The 19,319-nt window shown below is 60.1% G+C and carries 17 protein-coding genes; 5 read left to right on the top strand and 12 right to left on the bottom strand.

The window, feature by feature from the left end; all coding sequences use genetic code 11:
• The first annotated feature begins 97 nt into the window (after positions 1 to 97).
• A complete protein-coding gene (locus OKQ63_RS14745; RefSeq protein ID WP_264210811.1) occupies positions 98 to 1,015 on the top strand; it encodes a LysR family transcriptional regulator in 918 nt (305 codons plus the stop codon).
• A gap of 274 nt (positions 1,016 to 1,289) precedes the next feature.
• Here the strand turns inward: OKQ63_RS14745 and OKQ63_RS14740 are convergent, their stop codons facing one another.
• The 3 genes from OKQ63_RS14740 to thrC are packed head-to-tail and all read right to left on the bottom strand — an operon-like array spanning position 1,290 to position 4,088.
• Complete coding sequence (locus OKQ63_RS14740) at positions 1,290 to 1,871, bottom strand: SDR family oxidoreductase (protein WP_264210810.1); 582 nt, start codon at positions 1,869 to 1,871, stop codon at positions 1,290 to 1,292.
• Position 1,872: 1 nt separating this feature from the next.
• Complete coding sequence (locus OKQ63_RS14735; RefSeq protein ID WP_264210809.1) at positions 1,873 to 2,694, bottom strand: hypothetical protein; 822 nt, start codon at positions 2,692 to 2,694, stop codon at positions 1,873 to 1,875.
• A complete protein-coding gene (gene thrC / locus OKQ63_RS14730; protein WP_264210808.1) occupies positions 2,691 to 4,088 on the bottom strand; it encodes a threonine synthase in 1,398 nt (465 codons plus the stop codon). The genes OKQ63_RS14735 and thrC overlap by 4 nt, the downstream gene beginning before the upstream one ends.
• A gap of 85 nt (positions 4,089 to 4,173) precedes the next feature.
• Between thrC and OKQ63_RS14725 the strand changes: the two genes are divergently transcribed.
• From OKQ63_RS14725 to OKQ63_RS14710, 4 genes are all read left to right on the top strand, one after another.
• Positions 4,174 to 4,767 (top strand): helix-turn-helix domain-containing protein, encoded by a 594-nt coding sequence (locus OKQ63_RS14725; RefSeq protein WP_264210807.1) that lies wholly within the window; start codon positions 4,174 to 4,176, stop codon positions 4,765 to 4,767.
• Between the two features lie 265 nt (positions 4,768 to 5,032).
• Entirely contained in the window at positions 5,033 to 6,592 is a 1,560-nt protein-coding gene (locus OKQ63_RS14720; protein WP_264210806.1) for a trimethylamine methyltransferase family protein, read from the top strand.
• Between the two features lie 172 nt (positions 6,593 to 6,764).
• A complete protein-coding gene (locus OKQ63_RS14715; RefSeq protein ID WP_264210805.1) occupies positions 6,765 to 9,215 on the top strand; it encodes a GcvT family protein in 2,451 nt (816 codons plus the stop codon).
• 42 nt (positions 9,216 to 9,257) lie between these two features.
• Positions 9,258 to 10,229, top strand: coding sequence for a GlxA family transcriptional regulator (locus tag OKQ63_RS14710; RefSeq protein WP_264210804.1), 972 nt, complete (start codon positions 9,258 to 9,260; stop codon positions 10,227 to 10,229).
• A 243-nt stretch (positions 10,230 to 10,472) separates the two neighbouring features.
• On the opposite strand, the gene OKQ63_RS14705 is transcribed toward OKQ63_RS14710, so the two are convergent.
• From OKQ63_RS14705 to hisD, 9 genes are all read right to left on the bottom strand, one after another.
• Positions 10,473 to 11,168 (bottom strand): RraA family protein, encoded by a 696-nt coding sequence (locus tag OKQ63_RS14705; RefSeq protein ID WP_264210803.1) that lies wholly within the window; start codon positions 11,166 to 11,168, stop codon positions 10,473 to 10,475.
• Positions 11,165 to 11,860 carry an alpha/beta fold hydrolase gene (locus OKQ63_RS14700; RefSeq protein ID WP_264210802.1) on the bottom strand — a complete coding sequence of 232 codons (696 nt, stop codon included), beginning with the start codon at positions 11,858 to 11,860 and terminating at the stop codon, positions 11,165 to 11,167. The genes OKQ63_RS14705 and OKQ63_RS14700 overlap by 4 nt, the downstream gene beginning before the upstream one ends.
• Entirely contained in the window at positions 11,857 to 12,975 is a 1,119-nt protein-coding gene (locus tag OKQ63_RS14695) for a cobalamin-independent methionine synthase II family protein (protein WP_264213930.1), read from the bottom strand. Before OKQ63_RS14695 ends, OKQ63_RS14700 begins: the two co-directional genes overlap by 4 nt.
• Positions 12,976 to 13,069: 94 nt before the next feature.
• Positions 13,070 to 14,029 carry a cupin domain-containing protein gene (locus tag OKQ63_RS14690; protein WP_264210801.1) on the bottom strand — a complete coding sequence of 320 codons (960 nt, stop codon included), beginning with the start codon at positions 14,027 to 14,029 and terminating at the stop codon, positions 13,070 to 13,072.
• A gap of 156 nt (positions 14,030 to 14,185) precedes the next feature.
• Positions 14,186 to 15,160, bottom strand: a complete 975-nt coding sequence (locus tag OKQ63_RS14685) for a nuclear transport factor 2 family protein (protein ID WP_264210800.1) — start codon at positions 15,158 to 15,160, stop codon at positions 14,186 to 14,188.
• Entirely contained in the window at positions 15,157 to 16,176 is a 1,020-nt protein-coding gene (locus OKQ63_RS14680) for a LacI family DNA-binding transcriptional regulator (RefSeq protein WP_264210799.1), read from the bottom strand. The genes OKQ63_RS14685 and OKQ63_RS14680 overlap by 4 nt, the downstream gene beginning before the upstream one ends.
• Positions 16,176 to 16,943, bottom strand: a complete 768-nt coding sequence (locus tag OKQ63_RS14675) for an SDR family NAD(P)-dependent oxidoreductase (RefSeq protein WP_264210798.1) — start codon at positions 16,941 to 16,943, stop codon at positions 16,176 to 16,178. Before OKQ63_RS14675 ends, OKQ63_RS14680 begins: the two co-directional genes overlap by 1 nt.
• A 1-nt stretch (position 16,944) precedes the next feature.
• Complete coding sequence (locus OKQ63_RS14670; protein ID WP_264210797.1) at positions 16,945 to 18,000, bottom strand: ester cyclase; 1,056 nt, start codon at positions 17,998 to 18,000, stop codon at positions 16,945 to 16,947.
• Entirely contained in the window at positions 17,997 to 19,310 is a 1,314-nt protein-coding gene (gene hisD, locus OKQ63_RS14665) for a histidinol dehydrogenase (RefSeq protein WP_264210796.1), read from the bottom strand. The genes OKQ63_RS14670 and hisD overlap by 4 nt, the downstream gene beginning before the upstream one ends.
• Positions 19,311 to 19,319 lie beyond the last annotated feature (9 nt).

Raw genomic sequence — 19,319 nt, 5'->3', positions numbered from 1 at the left:
GCGTGTCTTTGGTGAAATTCAGGGATTCAGGCAAATTACAAAAAGGAATAAGCATTCCTTTTTGTAATGACGTTGGCGCGAGAACTGACTAAGTTGCATGGCACTATCCCACAGTGGCTTGCGCATCGCACCAATGAATAATTCCCCAAGTCTCACCTCGCTCCGGGCCTTTTCGGTTGTTGGCAACTGTCTGAGCGTTACCGGCGCGGCCAAGCAGCTTGGCGTCACCCAGAGCGCTGTTAGCAGGCAGATAAGAGCGCTGGAGGATGCATTGGATCTCAAGCTGTTTGATCGGGTCGGCAACAGCATTTCGTTGACGGAAGAGGGCCGGGTCTTCCATCAGCGGATTTTCGAGACATTTGGCCTTCTGGAAAACGCCGTGGGCGAAGCCACCGGATCCCTTCAACGGCATAAAATCAACCTGCTGGCGCCACCCACCTTGGCGTCCCGTTGGCTGACACGGCGCCTGTCATCCTACCCACAACGGTTTCCGGGTGTTGAATTGGCCGTCCACACCGAGCCATGGCCTGATATCCGCATGGATTGCGTCGTTCAATTTGGCGCACATCCCACCGCAGGATCCGAACATGTGCAGCTGCTGGTGGAACAGCACATTGCCGTCTGTTCGCCGGCACTTTTTGAGGACCGTGAGGCCATGCGCGCCAGCTGCCTTTTGCATGTCTTTGACAAAGGTGTGCGCTTTCCTTTGTGGGAGGACTGGCTGGCACTTGAGCCGGACAACCCGGATATTCCCAGCGGGACATCCATGGAATTTGCAACGCTTGAGCTTGCCATTCAGGCAGCCAAAAATTCGGTCGGCGTCGCCGTGGTCGACCGCAATATGATTGAATATGAACTCAACGCAGGCAGCCTTGTCCAGATTTCTCCAACAACTGTGGTTGGGCCAAACGGATACTGGCTTGAGATTTCAGAAGAGCAACAAGCCAAAACCCGCTCGGTGCAGTTCTTTCGATGGCTCAGAGGCGTGGCGGGCCTAACGGCGGGTGCGTTTTAAAGCAAGACTAAGATACCGCGCACCAAACTCGGTGAGTTTCGATTTATCAACATGCCTCGAAGTACCAGATCTCGAATGACTAGCAACTGAATTTCCCAAGCAGCATCGCTTAGGTGCCGAGCGTTGGTTCCAAAATAATCTGGTCGATCATTACACCGGCAGGTTGCTCCAGAGCAAAGCAGATAGAGCGTGCCACATCGTCCGGCGTCAGCCCGGTCGGGTAGCTTTCGACAAACGCATCCGCTGCGGCCTGATCGCCCTTGTAACGGTTTAGCTAGAACCCGGTCAGCACAACGCCCGGGTCGATCTGAGTGACCCGGATCAAGGTGTCGGCCATGTCCATTCGCAGCGATTGCGTGAATCCATCCACGGCGAATTTGCTGGCGCAGTAGACGGCGGACTTCTGATAGGGCGAGAATGAACTGATGGACCCGATGTTGACGATATGGCCCCGGTTTCGGGCAATCATCCCTGGCACGATATGCGAGGTCATGCGGATCAGGCCGGTGACGTTGGTGTCGATGACATCGTCGCTCGCGGCCCGGTCGAGATCCTGAAAGACCTGCCAGCCGCCGGCATCATGGCCGGCATTGTTAATCAGGATGTCGATGTCGCGCCAAGGTGCGGGTAACCCGGCCAGAGCGGCGGTGACGTCGGCCTCGTCGCGCACGTCTAATTCGATCATCAGGCCGCTGTCGCCCAGCTCCGCCGCCAGCCCTTCTAATCGGTCGCGGTTGCGTCCGGTGCCGATCACGCGCGCCCCGCGTTCGGCCAAGTGCCGCGCGGTGGCGGCACCGATGCCGCTGCTGGCGCCGGTGATCAGTGCGACGCTGCCGGATGCAAAAGTCCCGCTCATGTCATTTTCCCTCCGAAACGGCATCCGCGACCTCATAGGCGTATCGCAAGTCCGCAGCATTAATTGTTATGTCACTGTGTTTGGCCAGTGCCGCAAACTTGTTCCGCCTGACAGAAACCAACTTTTTATACGACCAGAGTGCAAACTTCCTCGGGTCGACATCCCTGTCCCGGTTTCCAGCCGTAGCCGAAAACTCAGCCCAGTATTCAGAAAGCAGGTCCGGCGGATAGTAAATTGGTTTCGGGTTCGCAACATATCTCGCTATCAGGTTTTCGACGAGTTCGTCGTTCTCCCTCAGCGACACCACAAGGAACCTGTCTTTCAAAGCAGCAAATGTGGGGTCACCGGCAGTGAACAATTCGCAGAACGATCCGCTGGAATCAGCCAGAATTGGCTGATCGGCACCTAGCCGAAGAAGGTCCTCGACCGCCGTGCGTTCAGCCAACCGATGCAAGTTTTGCCGTTTCACATATTCGTTGAATTCGATCCCGCCTTTGTCCGGGTTGCCGGGCATCCCCAAATAGGACGTCAAAGGCGCAAGCGTGTCCTTGCACAATTCATTGTCCAGGCTGAGAATGCCTAGTTCTTTCAGCTTGGACAGCATTGCACCCTTGCTGACCTCGGCATTGAAGGCATCAAGAATCTGCTCGCGCAAATACCGCTCTTGGATTTGGGCGTCTACCGACACATAGTGCCACGCCCCGGATTGGTTCAAATAGCTCGAAAGGAGCGTTTTTCCGATTCCCGACATCCCGATCAAGAGGATGTCACGCGGTTCATTCAGAAGAGATTGAACCTCCGGGGGCAAGCACGTCAGTTTCATGGCGTTCCGAATTTTCCGTCGATCACGCTTTGCACCGCTTCAACCGTCGGATCGACGGTTGCGAACTCCTCTTCACGGGCAAACAGGTCCATCAGCCGCGCAGGCGTATCCGGAAGTGTGCCGAGCGCTTCTTCGACAGCCGTCGGGAATTTTGCCGGATGGGCTGTTTCAGCGACAACAATGGGACCGTCAAGCGTTGCCTTCAGCTGATCTGCCGCGAAATATCCGGTTGCTGAATGCGGGCAAATGATCTTGCCGAACTGCTTGTGGAGCTGGCGCATGGTGTCCAGGGCGTCGCCTTTGCCGCATTTCATCGCTCCGAAGTTCTCGGTCAGTGCGGAACGCTCGGCTTGCGTGAGTTCGTAGTAAGACTGTTCAGCCAGCTGTTTTTGCATATCGCGCGTTGCGTTCCCGTCGCGTCCTTTCAAAAGCCACAGCATGCGTTCAAAGTTGCTTGAAACCTGAATGTCCATGCTGGGTGAGATTGTTGGAATGGTCTCGGCTTTCGACATCCGTCCAGTGTCGAACAGCCGGGGAAGGACGTCATTCTCGTTTGAGGTGACGATCAGCTTCCCGATGGGAGCACCCATTTGCTTCGCGATATAGCCCGCAAAGATATTGCCAAAATTTCCGCTCGGCACAGCAAAGTTCACAGGCTGGCCGCAATCGTTGTGGATCTTCACCGAGGCGTAAATGTAATAGGACGTCTGAAGGAGGATCCGGGCCAGGTTGATCGAATTAACAGCCGTGTAGCTATATTCTTTGGAAGCTTCGCTCTGATACAGGCTTTTGACTATGCTTTGACAGTCATCGAAGTCTCCCCGGACGCTGATGGCCTGGACATTTTCCGCTCCCAGACAGGTCATCTGCTTGCGCTGCACGTCAGATACGCGGCCCTCCGGAAACAGAATTACTGCATTGGCGCGCGAACGCCCCGCAAAGGCGTTAGCCGTAGCTGCGCCGGTATCTCCGGACGTTGCGCAGAGTACTGTAGCCCGTTTCCCGGTGAGTGCGAGTTCCCGGTCGATCGCTTCCGCCAGAGGAGCGAGGGCGTAATCCTTGAAGGCGAGTGTGGGACCATGGAATAGCTCCATGCTCCATAGCTGGTCATTCAGGCGGGTCAGGGGCGGGCCATCATTGCGTTCAAAACCGGCCAGTGCATGTCTTATGCCTGCGGTGAAATCGCCCTTCTGCCACTCGGCTCCGCCAAATAGCGCCAGAACATCCGATGCAATCTGGTCGTAGGGCTGCCCGCCCAGCGTAGTCAGTTCGCCGGGTGTGAGTTCGGGCCAGGTCCCGGGCACGTAAAGACCGCCATCCTCAGCAGTGCCACGGCTTAGCAATTCCCGGAGGGATCGAGCGGGTGCGTTCCCGCGAGTGCTGGAGTAGAGCATAGCATTCCCCTGGATTTCCAATATTGTGGACTTAGCAAGGCTTCAGCAGTCAGTAAAGAAAAATCTAATATATTGGATATTGAGAATGAACACACACGCAGCCACTCCAGATATCGGAAAAATCATGAAGGAGGCCAGAAAGTCGCTTGGCCTGACTTTGGAGCGGCTCTCTGAGCGCACCGGGGTGTCCCGGTCAATGCTGTCTGCCATTGAGCGGGGCGCCACAAACCCGACCTTCTCCATCGTCTGGGCTCTTTCTCAAGCGCTTGGGATTGATCTCAGCTTGCTGGAAAGCGGGCCTGGTAAAGAGGAGCCAATTGAGCATCTTCATCACTATTCCACGCCAATGCGGCGCAGCGCGGATGGGAAATGTGAGTTGTATATGCTCAGTCCGCGGCGAACGGTTCTTCCTGTTGAATGGCACAGGCTGCTCATGAAGCCTGGAGCAGAGCTAGATTCAAAGCCTCATGCCCCTGGCACCTTTGAACACCTGACCTGCTTGTCTGGGTCACTGTCGGTAACGGTTGGCGATCGTACTGTCCGGGCTGAGGCTGGTGATACACTGCGGTACCGCAGTGACTGCAATCATCGCATTAGCAATGAGGCGGACGGGGAAACGGAGGCGATCCTTCTCGTGGCCCAGCCGACTCAGTATCAGGAGCCGACCGCGTCAGTTTGAGGGGAGGGCCGCAGAAGGGCTTGACCGAATCTTTGCATCATTCCTATATATCGGATTCAATGCGGTATATTGGAATACATAAAAAGAACCTTCGTCTGGTGCCTCCGGGCTCTGGCGGGCCGGCAAGCCCGCCAGCCTCCGCAAGTTTGAGCGGCGGCCTGCGGCTTGGTTCTTCATCCAGCTTCCACCCGCAGAAACGGACTTGAGGGCTTGAACCCAAGCCTCTCGTTCTCAAGCTCAATTCCGGCCATGAAGGTGCTATTGGATGTCTACTGATCAACTGTCCCAAGGAGCGCGCGGACGCCGCGGACGCCGCCGTGATGGCGGGGCGCCGGCCCCAGCAATCGTGCAGCGGCCCTTCACCCAGCTTAAGCGTCCTTATCCGGCCGTTGAGCTCATTTCGGATGATCAGGTCGAACATATTCACCAGGCATCCCTGAAACTGCTTTCAGAAACCGGCTTGGACGTTTTGCACGATGACGCGCGCGCCGTGATGAAAAAGGCGGGTGCAGATGTCAGGGATGGCGAAGTGCGCGTGCGCTTCGATCCGGATCTGATTAACCAAGCCGTTGCAAGTGCTCCGTCGGAGTTCACGCTGCACGCGCGCAACCCCCAGCACAACGTTGTTATGGGTGGGAACAATATTGTTTTCAACATGATGGCAAGTGCGCCGAATTGCTCTGATACGGACCGGGGACGGCGTGCTGGCAATCAGGAAGACTATCGCAATTTCCTGCGATTGGCCCAGATGCACAATGTGCTGAACGTGACCGGCGGGTATCCTGTCGAACCTGTCGATATTCACGCCTCTGTCCGCCATCTTGATTGCATCCAGGATTACATCACGCTGACCGACAAGGCGTATTGTATCTACTCGCTAGGCGAGGAGCGTGTGTCCGATGCGATCGAGATGACACGGATTGCCCATGGTCTGACACACGAGCAGATGCGTGATCAGGCGTGTATGTTCTCGATCATCAACACGAACTCTCCTCTGCAGCTCGATATTCCGATGATGCAGGGGGTGATGGCTTTGTCCGAGATGGGCCAGCCTGTCGTGATCACACCCTTCACGCTGGCCGGGGCAATGGCGCCGGTTACGATTGCCGGGGCCGTGACATTGCAGAATGCCGAGGCATTGGCGGGGGTGGCCTTTACCCAGATGGTGCGCCCGGGCGCGCCGGTGATGTATGGCGGTTTCACGTCCAATGTGGACATGAAGACCGGCTCACCGGCGTTTGGCACGCCGGAATACATGAAGGCGCAGCATATCGGCGGCCAGCTGGCGCGGCGCTATGGCATTCCTTATCGCTCATCGAATGTATGCGCGGCCAATACGGTCGACTCGCAGGCTGCATATGAGGCGGTTTTCTCGCTTTGGGGCGCCATCAATGGCGGCGCAAACATGCTCATGCATGGGGCCGGCTGGCTCGAAGGGGGCCTGTGCTGCTCGTATGAGAAGGTGATCCTCGATATCGACCTGCTGCAGATGATTTCAGAATTCCTGCAACCGGTTTCGACCAGCATTGACGATCTGGCGCTGGAAGCCATTAATGAGGTCGGGCCGGCGGGTCACTTCTTTGGCACTGAACACACCCAGGCGCGTTACCGCGATGCCTTCTATTCACCAATCCTGAGCGATTGGCGTAACTTTGAAACCTGGCAAGAGGCTGGATCGCCGATTGCGATCGAGCGTGCAAACGCGGAGTGGAAGAAGCGGCTTGCCTCATACGAGGCTCCGGTCCTGGATCCGGCGATCCGAGACGAGCTGGACGCTTTTGTCGCCAAGCGCAAGGCCGAGGGTGGCTCAGCGACGGACTTCTAACGCTTACAGGATCGGTTCGCGGGTCGCAAAGGACGTGATCGCGCTGCCGACCCGCAATTCATTAACAATCAGAAACCCCGCTTTCATTCAGAGATGGCCTGGAATTCAAACGGGGTGCGCGCACCCTATTCCCTGGCGCTATGAGAGCTGAATCCCTGAGGATGAACGAAACATGCCTACTATTCAGACCGAAGAGACCACAGGCGGCAAGAAACTTCCGTCCCACGCCAAAGTCGTTGTTATTGGCGGCGGCGTTGTTGGCTGCTCAATCCTGTTCCACCTTGCAAAATTTGGCTGGAAAGATGCGGTGCTGCTTGAGCGTGACGAGCTGACATCCGGTTCCTCCTGGCACGCGGCCGGGGGCATCCATACCATCAGCTCTGACCCTAACATCTCGCGCCTGCAGTCATATACGATCAACCTTTATAAAGAAATCGAGGAACTGTCAGGCCAATCCGTCGGTTTGCATCAGACCGGTGGTTTCTACGCTGCTTCCACCAAGGAATGGTATGACTACCTGAAGGGCGAGCGTTCGAAGGCGCGTTACATGGGCCTGGATCAGGAATTCATCTCGCCCAAGGAACTGGCCGAGCGTCACCCGCTGATCGATCCGGACCACTATCACGCGGTTCTGTGGGATGCGCAGGACGGCCATCTGGACCCGTCCGGCACGACATATGCTTTTGCCAAGGCGGCCAAGGCGCATGGCGCACAGTATTTCACCCACTGCGGCGCAACCGGTATGACGCAGCGCCCGGACGGCAGCTGGGACATCGTCACCCCCAAGGGCACGATCAACGCAGAGCATGTCGTGAACTGCGGCGGTCTGTGGGCGCGTGAGGTGGGTCATATGGCGGGCATTCAATTGCCGGTTCAGCCGATGGAGCACCATTACCTGATCACTGAGCGCATGGATGAAGTTGTGAACTTCGGTCAGCAACTGCCGCACGGGATCGACTTCGAGGCCAACGTCTATTGCCGCCAGGAAGGGCAGGGCATGCTGCTGGGCACCTACGAGGCCCAGGCGACCCCGTGGAAAGTCGGCGGGACGCCCTGGGACTTCGGCCATGAACTGCTGCCGCCGGATCTGGACCGAGTGGCAGACCGCCTGGAAACCGCATTCGAACGTCTCCCGGCGATGGCCAATGCCGGCATCAAGGATGTGATCAACGGCCCGTTCACGTTTGGTCCAGACGGCAACCCGCTGATCGGTCCTGTTCCGGGCATGAAGAACTACTGGGTGGCTGTTGGTGTCATGGCGGGCTTTTGCCAGGGCGGCGGCGTGGGCCTGACCTTGGCGGAGTGGATGATCGACGGCGAACCCTCCATCGATGTCTGGGCGATGGACGTAGCACGGTTTGGCGAGTTCGCGACACCTGACTGGGGTACCATCAAGTCGTCGGAGAACTACGAACGCCGCTTCGTGATGACCTTCCCGAACGAAACCCTGCCCAAGGGCCGCAAGCAAAAGACAACTGCGCTCTATGACCGCATGATCGCCAAGGGGGCGGTGATGGACCAGGGGTTCGGCTTGGAACATGTGCTGTGGTTTGCCGACGGTCCCGAGGATGCGCATGAGGTTCCATCCTTCGAGCGCAACCGGTCGCACGACTATGTCGCGCGGGAAATCAAGGCCGTGCGCGAAGCTGTCGGCGGCATCGAGATTGCCAACTTTGCCAAGCATGAGTTCAAGGGCGAGGGCGTTCGCGAATACCTGAACCATATCCTGGCCGGTTTTGTCCCCAAACCCGGACGCTTGGCGCTGACACCGATGCTAACACCGAAGGGCAAGCTTTACGGAGACCTGACCGTGGCTTGTCTGGCCGAGGATCACTTTATGCTGTTCGGTTCTGGCGCGATGCAGGAGGCGCACCGCCGCTGGTTCGAAAAAGACCTGCCCGCAGGCATTTCCTATGCCAATGTTTCGGACGACTGGCACGGCATCGCCCTGTCAGGCCCGAAATCGCGGGAACTGCTTGCCCGGATCACGCGCGACGATGTTTCAGCCGAAGCCTTCAAGTTCCGCGACCTGCGCCAGACTTTTGTCGGCGGCGTGCCGGTGATTATCAACCGGATCAGTTTCTCCGGTGAACTGGGCTATGAGATCTACTGCAAGCCGCAATATCTGATGCGCCTGGCAGACGCCATCGAAGAGGCCGGCGCGGATCTGGGCTATCGCTGGTACGGCGCACGCGCACTGCTATCGATGCGGCTCGAAAAGGGCTGGGGTGTCTGGACGATGGAATACCGTCCCGACTTTGACGCGGTCGAATCCGGGATGGATGTCTTCATCAACTGGAAAAAGGACTTTGTCGGCAAAGAGGCAACGCTGAAGGCCCGCGATGAAGGTGTCTCCCAGAAGCTGGTGACAATGACCATCGACGTTGAGGGGATCGACGTGGCCCATGACGAGGCGATCCTGAAAGACGGCGAACCGGTCGGCTATGTCAGTTCGGGCGGCTATGCGCATCATGTCGGCAAGTCGATGGCGATGGGCTATGTTGCCGCCGAATTCGCGGATCCCGGAACCAAGCTTCAGGTGGAAATCCTCGGCAACTTCTATGATGCGCTGGTCTTGGCGGGCCCGGCCTATGACGCCAACGGCGCAAACATGCGTTCCTAACTCGGGACTAGGACTATGGGGCGGCCAGAGAAGAAAATAGGCATGGAACGATGCGATCCGGTTACAATGAACCGCTTTGTGTTCTTGCTGATGCCGGGGTTCTCAGCTTTGGACTTGGGATCCGGTATCGATTCTTTGGCCGCCGCAAACGAAACATCGGGAAAGACGCTTTTTCAGTGGAAAATTGTCAGCGAAACGGGCGGCAGCGTTACCTCCTCATCGGGGCTGACTGCCGCGGTTGACAGCGCTTTGCCGGAGGTGCGCCGCGAGGATTGCATCGTCATTTGCTGCGCTTTCAATTCCCAAAACTACCCCAAGTCCGGCAGAACCGCGGCCTGGCTGCGGCAGGCCGCAAGAATTGGGGCGCGGCTTTGCGGGCTGGGGGGCGGAGCGCTGTTTCTTGCCCGGATCGGCATTGCAAAAGGCGGGCGGATCAGCTCGCACTGGAGGATGAAACCCATTTTTCAAGAGAGCTTTCTTGAACTGGATCCTGTCTGCACGATTTTTGAGGAGGCAGCCAACGTTGTCTCCTGCGGCGGCGGCGCTGCAACGCTAGACCTTTTTTCCGAGCTGATCTGTCAGAAGGCCGGCCCGGAAGCCTCCACTCAAGTTGCTGATCAGCTCCTCAGTGCATCTGTGCGGGAAGGGAGCAGCCGCCAGGTTGTGGCCAGTCTCCGGCGCGTCGAATTCAGGAATGAAAAACTGTCAAAGGCAATAGGCTATATGCAGGAATGCTTGGAGGATCCTGTTTCGCCGTCAATCATCGCTGAACAGGTTGGTATTTCGACGCGGCAGCTCGAAAGGCTCTTCAGCCAGCATTTGGGAAACAGTCCAAAGAGCTATATGACGGTTCTCAGGCTCGAGCGAGCGCGCGCGCTTTTGCAGCAAACGCAGATGCGCGTGATTGATGTCGCGACTGCCTGCGGTTTCTCATCGGTCAGCCACTTCTCGAAACACTACAAGAGGCAATTTGGCATCACTCCCCGTTTCGAAAAGGCCGTGCTCGCACACTAAATTCAGACTGCGGCAATGGGACCAAATCAGGCCAAGCTGGTCACAGCGCAGCTGTGTGGTACCATCGCGATTAAACGCAGAAGGTGCCTTACGCCAATGAGCCCAGCCATAGACCTCGCTGCCTGCTCAACAACTCCAAGGTCAGAAACGGCCTCCGCGGACTGCTTGTTCTACGGCCAGTAGTTGTTACGCAGCCAAGTCGAAAGCGGCGAAAGCAATGGTGTAGGATTAATGGGTCCTAACCTAAGTCCTGGCCGCTTCAAACGCTTGCCATGCTTCCTCGAATGCGTCGAAGTCGAACCCGGGCTTGCGCGCAGGCTCCAGGATCAGTTTCTCTGTTTCGAGCAGTTTGAGGATGGCCTGTTCGAGATCACCCAACACCTCTGGGGGGATCACCAGTGCGCCGTGACGGTCCGCATGCACCAGATCGCCGTCATTGATTTCCAGGCCGAAGATGTTGACGGGTGTTCCGACTTCCTTGACGTGTACGAACCCGTGGCTGGGGCCAATGGAGCCAGCAACAACCGGGAAGCCCTCGGGCAGATCGCCCAGATCCCGCATCACGCCGTTGGTCAGCGCGCCGTTGATGCCGAAGCCTTTATGCACGGTGGTGTTGATCTCGCCCCAGTAGGCGCCGATGCAATGGGGGAAGTCCAGATCCTCGACCACGGTGATCGAAGGCCCGGTGCCGAGAGCCATGTGCCGGTAGTAGTCCATGCGGCGCTTGCGGATCACTTCGGGCGGTTCTTCCGGCGGGTTCACCGCGGCAATCTTGGCGGTGCGGGCATAGCCCACCATGGCGCCGGCATCCGGGTCCGAACACAGCATGGTGCCGCGGGTGAAGGCGTTGAAACCGCGCTTTCCCTCAGCCACTTCGATGGCGTTGCAGACGGTGGGCGTGTCGACCTTATTCAGCAGGTTTAGCAGCGATGGTTTCATATCGTCTCCAGCCAGCGGTTAAGTGCCGCCGTGGTTTGTTCAGGTTGTTCCAGAACCGGCAGATGGCCGGCGTTTCCGATGATTTCCAGCCGGCTTTGCGGCATCAATTCGTGCATCAGCTCATGCCGGGCGACGGGGCAGGTGATGTCGTCGCGACCGCACAGCACCAGCGCCGGGCCGGTGAAGGCGCGCAGCGTTTCGCATTGGTCGATGCGGTCGCGCAAGGCTATGGACTGATTGATGAAAACGTCCGGACCCAGATCCAAGGCCATGTCCATGCACAGATCAAGGATCGCGGCCCGGTTGGGCCCTTCCGTCAAGTAGTTCGGCTTCATCTCCTCGGCCATTACCCGGCGCAGCCCGCCTTGGCGGACAGCTTCGATCTGCGGCGCGCGGCGGGCCTTGACCTCATCCCGCTCGGCCAGCGGGTTGGTGTCCATCAGCGCCAAGCCTGCGATCCGCTCTGGCGCCTGGCGGAGGATTTCCATCGCCAGGATGCCGCCCATCGACAGGCCCGCCAGAGCAAAGCGCGGCGGCGCGTAAGAGAGCAGCTCCGCTGCCAGCGCCGCCATTGTGCCATGACCGCCGATTGGCGCGGTTACGATCGGAACGCTGCCGGACAGCGCTGCAATCTGCGGGTTGAACAGCCGCGCATCGCACATCATGCCGGGGATCAGGACAAGCGGTGTCATTTGACGCGCCGTGCCCCCTCCGACAGCGCGGCGAGCTTGGCATAGGCGATGTCCGGGTCCACTGCGCCAAAGCCTGCAAAGGTACCAAAGCCGCAGTCCGAGCCCGCGATCACCCGGTCAGAGCCGACGACTTCCGTATATCTTTCAATGCGCTGCGCGACCAGTTCCGGGTGTTCTACAAAATTGGTGGTAGTATCTACCACGCCGGGCACCAGCACCTTGTCCTCCGGGATCTCTGCCTTGCGGTCGTGGAACACGGTCCATTCATGGGCGTGGCGCGGATTGGAGGTTTCAAACAGAACATAGCGCGATTTGGTGTTCATCAGAGTGGTGAACACTGTGTCCATCGGAATGTCACAGCAATGCGGGCCTTCGTAGTTGCCCCAGCAGATATGCACCCGGACGCGCTCCTGCGGCACGTTTTGCAGCGCGTGGTTCAACGCCTCCACATGCATGTCTGCGATCTTGATGAACTCCGCGTCGGACAAGTCATTGAACAGCATATGCCGCGACAGCGCCAGGTCGGGGCAGTCGAGCTGCAGATCCAGCCCGGCGGCCACGATGGTCTCATATTCAGCCTTCATCGCATCGGCCAGCGCGGCCAGGTACGCCTCGCGTGTGGGATAGAAATCGTTCCGCAAAAACAGCGAGATGACCCCGGGCGACGCCGCGTTCATGAAACCGTGTTCCATGCCGTGCTCTGCCATGGCAGTCTTGAGGTTGGCGATGTCCTTTTCCAGCTCAGCCTGGCCCTTGGAGCGCACCTCGCCGGTACACATGGGGCGGGCATATTGCGGCGTGCCGCCGTCGTCTGCCAGCCGTTGCAGGAAGCCCGGAAACATCTTCAGATCGGCAGGCGCATTGCGCGGGCTGTCGCCGGAAAAACCGGTGTAGCGGTCCTTGACGTAGGTGGCATAGGAGATCTTGGAGGTCTCGCCGTCGCTGACGATATCTACCCCCGCGGCAACCTGTTTGCGGACAGTTTCAGAAACGGCAGCCGACATGCAGGCGTCGAATTCCGCCTGGTCAAAAGGTTCCTTCCGCTCGCGGGCGAAGATGAAATCCACCACCTCCCGGGTCCGGGGCAGCGAGCCTACATGGGTTGTCTTGACCATCATCCAATCTCCCTGATTTCAGGGGGTGCCATGCGTACCCCCCCTGTACACCCCCTGTGCAGCGGACGGCGCCGCACAGGAGGAATTTCGGTCATCAGCCCTGCCAGGTGGCGCCGGCAGGATCGTCGGTTGCGGTGATGCGGTAGAGGCCCGCGTTCCCGGTCATCGACGGTTCGGCGCTGTAGCTTTCGCCAGGCAGCACCAGCGCGGTGTCGCCGTTGGATAGGGTGGTCTCGACCTCGTTGATGGTGGTCCGCCAATGGCCGCTGGCGGGCATCAGAACCACCGGCTTTTCCGCCTTGACCTGATCCGCTACGGCAGAGCCGCGGGCCAGGAAATCGACCTCAAAGCCCGGCTTGTCCTTGATCAGGCCGTTCTCGCCGATAACCACAGCCGGTTTGCCCGCCGCCAGCGCCATCAGGTCCCAGTAGCGGGCCACGTATTTGCCAACGACGTCCTCGACCGGGACCTCGGGGTAAGCCTTCATCTGCTCTTCGGTCAGCACCGGCATCGGTTGCACGTTGTGCGGCAGTTCCTGGCCCTTCTTGCTGTCATACAGCACGCCATTGTTGCCCAGCATCAGGCCGTGGGCCTGCGCGTCCTGGATCACTTGCGGCGCCCAGGTGACGCCGCCACCGGCATCGTCGCCGCCAAGGATCGACATGATCATGCCATAGTCCTGGCCGACGTTTTCAAAGCCGCGGAAGATGCCGGTGGGGATGTTGAAGATATCGCCTTCCTCGGCGATGAACTCACCCGCGGTTCCGTAGCGGCCCCAGAAGAAGCGCCAGCGGCCCTTGGCGACAAAGAACACTTCGGCGGTGGTGTGGCTGTGCAGCGAGTTGCGGCATTTCGGCGGCTGGCCCGCGGCGCCGATGTTGAAGCCGATCTTGTCGGTGATGTGGACATGCTGGTCCGGGCTTTCACTGACGCCGCCGCCGATGATGGTGAAGTTTTCCTTCTGGTCGGAGCCCGGGGTGTGGGCGTCGATGAAGGCGGTCTTACAGGGTTTCAATTCGCCGTAGCGGACGATGCGTTCTTGGATGGTGCTCATATCTCGTATCCTCTTGAAATCTGGTTTGAAACGGCTGAGTCAGCGCCCGCAACCGGGCGGGTGGTTGTTCAGCCGCCGTGCGCGCAGGCTGGCGCGGTGGGCGTGATACCGCCGGGCCGCCTGACTGGCGTTCAGAGGAGAGGCACCGGGCCGCATTCAGAGATCGCCGGTCTGCAGCAGGATCTGTTTCCAGACCGAGGTTTCGTCAAACAGCGCGTATTCGCGGCGCAGTCCCCAGGGGCCGAATTCGGCGTGGCTGGCGCCCAGCACGAAGACCTCGGCGCCGGTCGGTTTGCCGAAGACGCCCCAGCCGTCGTGCTTGCCATGCAGCGTCCAGCGCAACGCAGCGCGGGGCGGCATCATTGGATCGTCGCGGCCGATCTGGTGGTGGATCTTGAACTCGACGTTCGGGAAGGAGGCGCGCAGCCCCATCCAGAAGCGGTCCACCGGACCCCAGCTGTGGCCGGTGATGCCGCCGGGATATTCCGACTGCACTGCGCGGTCGTATTCGGATTCAATCGCGCGCATGTCGGCATTCATGATCCGCGTCAGGATATCGGCGTATTTCTGGCCCCATTCATTGTCGTTGCCGTTGCCTTTGTAAGGGCCGGGTTGCTCGTTGGCGGGGGTATAGGGCTGCACGCAAGCCTCGGGGCCGCCCTCGCGCGCGATCAGATCGCGGGCGTATTCCTTGGGGTCCCAGCCCATCTGGCGCACGATGGCGCCCTGGTCGCGGATCAGCCATTCATCGTTGATCTGGTTGTTGATCGCGTGACAGTCGGCCAGGATGCGGTAGGTGAGCTTCTTGCCGGTTGCCTTGCCGTAGACCCCGTCGCCCAGGTGCGTCGCGGTTGAGAGCAGCCGGTGCGAGGACAGCATGCCCTCCTCGGGCGTACCTGACCAGATCACGTCCTCGCCCAGAAGGGTGCGGTCGGGGAATTCGGCCAGGGTTGCCATGGTGGCGGCGATCACGCCCTGGTTGCCGACAACAACCGAAGCCGGCGAACGCACGACGATATCGGGCGCGTAGTAATCATGCAGCGTGGCGATGCCGCGATCTTCCCAGATTTCCTTGGTAATGCCAATGATGTAGTCGGGTAAATCCTTGAATTTGGGGTCAAATCCCTTCATGTCTTCCATCCTTCAGGTATGCGGGCCGAGCCGCGAACGATAAGAGGGCCGTCGATCTCAACCCGGCGCGGCCCGGCGTCGGGGCCTTCGATCTTGGCGAGGAGAATATCGACGGTTTCCGCCACCATACGGTTGGCAGGCTGCCGCACGGTTGTGAGGTTGTAAGTGGGCCAGGATGCAACGGTGACATCGTCGTAGCCAATGACGGAAACGTCGTCCGGCACACTGAGGCCGAGCTCGAAGCGCAGGGTGTCCATCACGGCGATGGCCATGTGGTCATTGGCCACAAAGACAGCATCCGGCGGGTCGTTTGCAAACATGCGGCGGGTGGCGGCCTGGGCTTCTTCGGTTACGAAATTGCCGACCTCGCGGGCATGCAGCGTCTTGCCGGCGGCGGCCAGTTCGGCGGTAAAGCCGGCCTCCCGGTCGCGCTGGGTCGAGGCGCCCTCCCAACCGGCGATATAGCCGATTTTCTCGTGGCCGCCTGCCAGCAGAAATTCCGCGGCCTTGCGCCCGCCGGCGATATTGTCGGAGGTCACGGCCGACATCGACTGGTCGTCCTGCGCGCGGTTGAACAGCACCATCGGCACGCCGGCTGTCTGGCAGCGGGCGGAGAGGTCGGAGGAGAGCGCAACCGAGGCCGCGATGATGCCGTCGACCTGGAAATCCAGGATCTCCTCGACCACGCGGTCGATGTTGCCCGCAGCGTGCGACGCAAGGAAGACCAGCACGTGGTAGCCCCGGTCCTGCAGGGCATTGGTCAGTTTTTCGAGTGCTTCGGGGTAATACTGGTTGTTCAGATAGGCAACGACCAGCCCGATGATGCCGCTTTTTCCGGACACCATTGCGCGGGCGAGCACGTTCGGCCGGTAGCCGAGCTCCTCGGCCGCTTTGCGGACTTTCTCGATCGTTTTCTTAGAGGCGGACGCGCCAGGGGTGAACACCCGGCTGACCGCAGATTGGCTGACACCCGCCAGGCGGGCGACGTCCATTGAGGTGACCTTGCTTGCTCCCATCAGTCTGCCGTCCAACCTCCATCAACCATCATCGCGGTTCCGGTCACCAGGGCAGACGCGTCTGAGGCCAGGTAGACAGCGGCCCCCATGATGTCTTCGATCTCTCCCGGGCGGCCGAGCTTGATTTTATCCAGTACCCAGGCCCGTTTTTCCGGGTCGTCAAAGGTCGGCCGGGTCAGATCGGTGAGGATAAAAGTCGGACAGATCGTGTTGACGCGGATCTTGTCCGGGCCGAACTCCAGCGCCATCGCCTTGGTGAAGCCTTCGACCGCGAATTTGGAGGCACAGTAGACTGCGCGCTCGCGGCCGCCGACGTGGCCCATCTGGCTGGAGATGTTGATGAGAGAGCCGGGGCGGCCGGCTGCCAGCAATCCCTTGGCTACCGCTTGGGTCAGAAAGTAGGCGCCGCGGACGTTGACTTGCATTACCGCGTCGAAATCCTCTGTCGAGGTGTCGGTGGCCTTGCCGTGGCGGGCAAGGCCTGCCGAGTTGACCAGGATGTCGAAGGGGCCGTTTGCGGCCACCGCCTCCGCCGTTGCCGCAACATCGGCGACATCCAGTTTCAGCACCCTGGCTTTCCAGCCGCGGGCGGTCATTTCCGCTGCGATGTCCTGCAGCGCGTCAGTGCGGCGCGCTGCAAGAGTGACCTCAGCACCCCGTTCTGCCAGGGCCACGGCACAGGCCGTGCCGATGCCGGAAGACGCGCCGGCAACCAGGGCGCGCTTGCCCTCTAGGCTGAAACTGGGGGTGCTGGGGAAGGTGGGCATGTCAAACCTCGCTGACAGGGAAGGGGATTTCGCCAGCCACGCGGGCCTTGTTGAACTCGCGCAGGCGGGCAAAGACATCTACGCCCAACTGCCGGTAGGCGTCCAGAATGTCCACCGTGACCCAGTTTTCCCGGATCTTGCCGTTCTCCAGCCTCCAGAAATCGACGCTTCGCATGGTGATGCGCTGGCCCGAGGGGGCGATGCCCATCCAGCCGTCGTGGGTGACGGTCTGGATCATGTTCGGCCAGCCAGTCACCGCGGCGTATTCACCGTCGCCGAAGAAGTGATAGGTGATCTCGTCCAGATACTGGCCGCGGTCGGGCATGCCGTTCAGGAACGGGATCTGGTGCCAGTTGCGGAAGCCTGCGATGCCGCGGCCGGTGCCGATGCCGGCAGGGCCGTACCAGTTCATCCGCTCATGCCAGAATTTCGGCATCTCCATCACTTCCGGGCCGCCCTGGCTCGGGTGCTTCTTCAAGTGGGTCAGCATGTCGACGATGTGGCTGCAGGAGGCCTGCGACTTCTCCTCGTCCCAGGGGCCGGGGACGATGCCGTCATGCGTTGCCGGGCCAGGGATGCAGAATTCAAGGCCCAGCGACGGCGCCATCGGCCAGGCCTTTGCCTGCATCATCACCTCGGGGATGTCCCAAATGGTCTGGATTTCCACCACGCGGCCTTCCTCAAAGCGGTAGAACTCGTGGTAGCGCATGTGGGTCAGATGGCCGGTTGGCGGAATGTCGAGCCAGGGCTTCACGAAAGTGCCAAAGTAGTGGCCGCCGCAGCCGATCCAGTCGCCGCCGTGCTCGGTACGGCCACCCATGACGATCCAGTCGCGGCGCTCCAGGTCCGGCATGGCGTTCAGCAACGGGGCGTAGCAGGCTTCATAGAGTTCTGCGGGGCCGGTCAGGTCGCCGAACGGGTGGCACATATGCACCACCGCGTCCGGCGCGATCAGTTCCTCCAGCGCGGCGCGCACGCCTTTTTCGGTGAAGTCGCGCATCGCGTCCCGCATCGGGGCGATCAGCGCCTTGTTCCGGGTGTGAATATCGGTGGTCATTCTGCAGCGGTCCCGTAAGGCACATTCTTGCCGCCGTAGCGGCGGACGCGGATGTTGCACTGCTCGGCGTGGCCGACGAAGCCTTCGAGCATGCACAGTCGCGAGCCGTATTCGCCGATCATGGTGGCGGCCTCGTCGGTGGTGACCTTCTGATAGCTGTGGGTTTTCAGGAACTTGCCCACCCAGAGACCGCCGGTGTAGCGCCCCGCCTTCTTGGTCGGCAGGGTGTGGTTGGTGCCGATGACCTTGTCGCCGTTGGAGACATTGGTACGCGGGCCGAGGAACAGCGCGCCGTAGCAGGTCATGTTTTCCAGGAACCAGTCGTCGCGGTCCGTCATAACCTGCACATGCTCGGAGGCAATGTCATCGGCGACCTGGAGCATCTCCTCATAGGTGTCGCAGACGATCACCTCGCCGTATTCCTCCCACGACACCTTGGCGGTGCCGGCGGTCGGCAGGATGTTCAGCAGCCGGTCGATCTCGCTCAGCGTCTCCTCGGCCAGCTTGCGCGAGTTGGTCAGCAGCACGCAGGGGGAGTTGTAACCGTGCTCGGCCTGGCCCAAGAGGTCGGTGGCGCAGAGCTCGGCGTCTGCGGCGGTCTCGTCCGCGATCACCATGGTCTCGGTCGGGCCGGCAAAGAGGTCGATGCCGACGCGGCCGAACAGCTGGCGCTTGGCCTCCGCCACAAAGGCGTTGCCGGGGCCGACGAGCATGTGGACAGGATCGATCGTTTCGGTGCCGATCGCCATTGCGCCAATCGCCTGGATGCCGCCCATCACGTAGATCTCATGGGCACCGCCCAAGTGCATCGCGGCAATCACAGCGGCGTTGGGCTTGCCGTTGAAAGGCGGGGTGCAGGCGATGATGCGCGGCACGCCCGCGACCTTGGCGGTGGCGACGGACATATGCGCCGAAGCCACCATCGGGAACTTGCCGCCGGGCACGTAGCAGCCGACCGATTGGACGGGGATGTTCTTGTGGCCGAGGATGACACCGGGCAGAGTCTCCACCTCGATGTCCAGCATGGAATCGCGCTGCGCCTGGGCGAAATTCATCACCTGCTTCTGCGCGAATTTGATATCCTCCAGCTCGCGCTCGCTCAGCGAGGCGATCAGCGCGTCGATTTCTTGCTGGCTGAGGCGGAAGCTTTCGGGGCTGTAGTTGTCGAATTTCTCGGACAGCTCCCGCACGGCGGCATCGCCGCGGGTTTCGATATCCTTCAGCGTCGCTTCGACCACGGCGCGGGTCTTGGCGTCGTCCTCGGCACGGTCCGCTTCAGGCTTGCCGCGTTTCAGGTATTCGATGGTCATGGTCAGGTC

The sequence above is a fragment of the Leisingera thetidis genome (assembly GCF_025857195.1).
GTDB lineage: Bacteria > Pseudomonadota > Alphaproteobacteria > Rhodobacterales > Rhodobacteraceae > Leisingera > Leisingera thetidis.
This window is presented reverse-complemented; position numbering and strand designations above follow the sequence as displayed.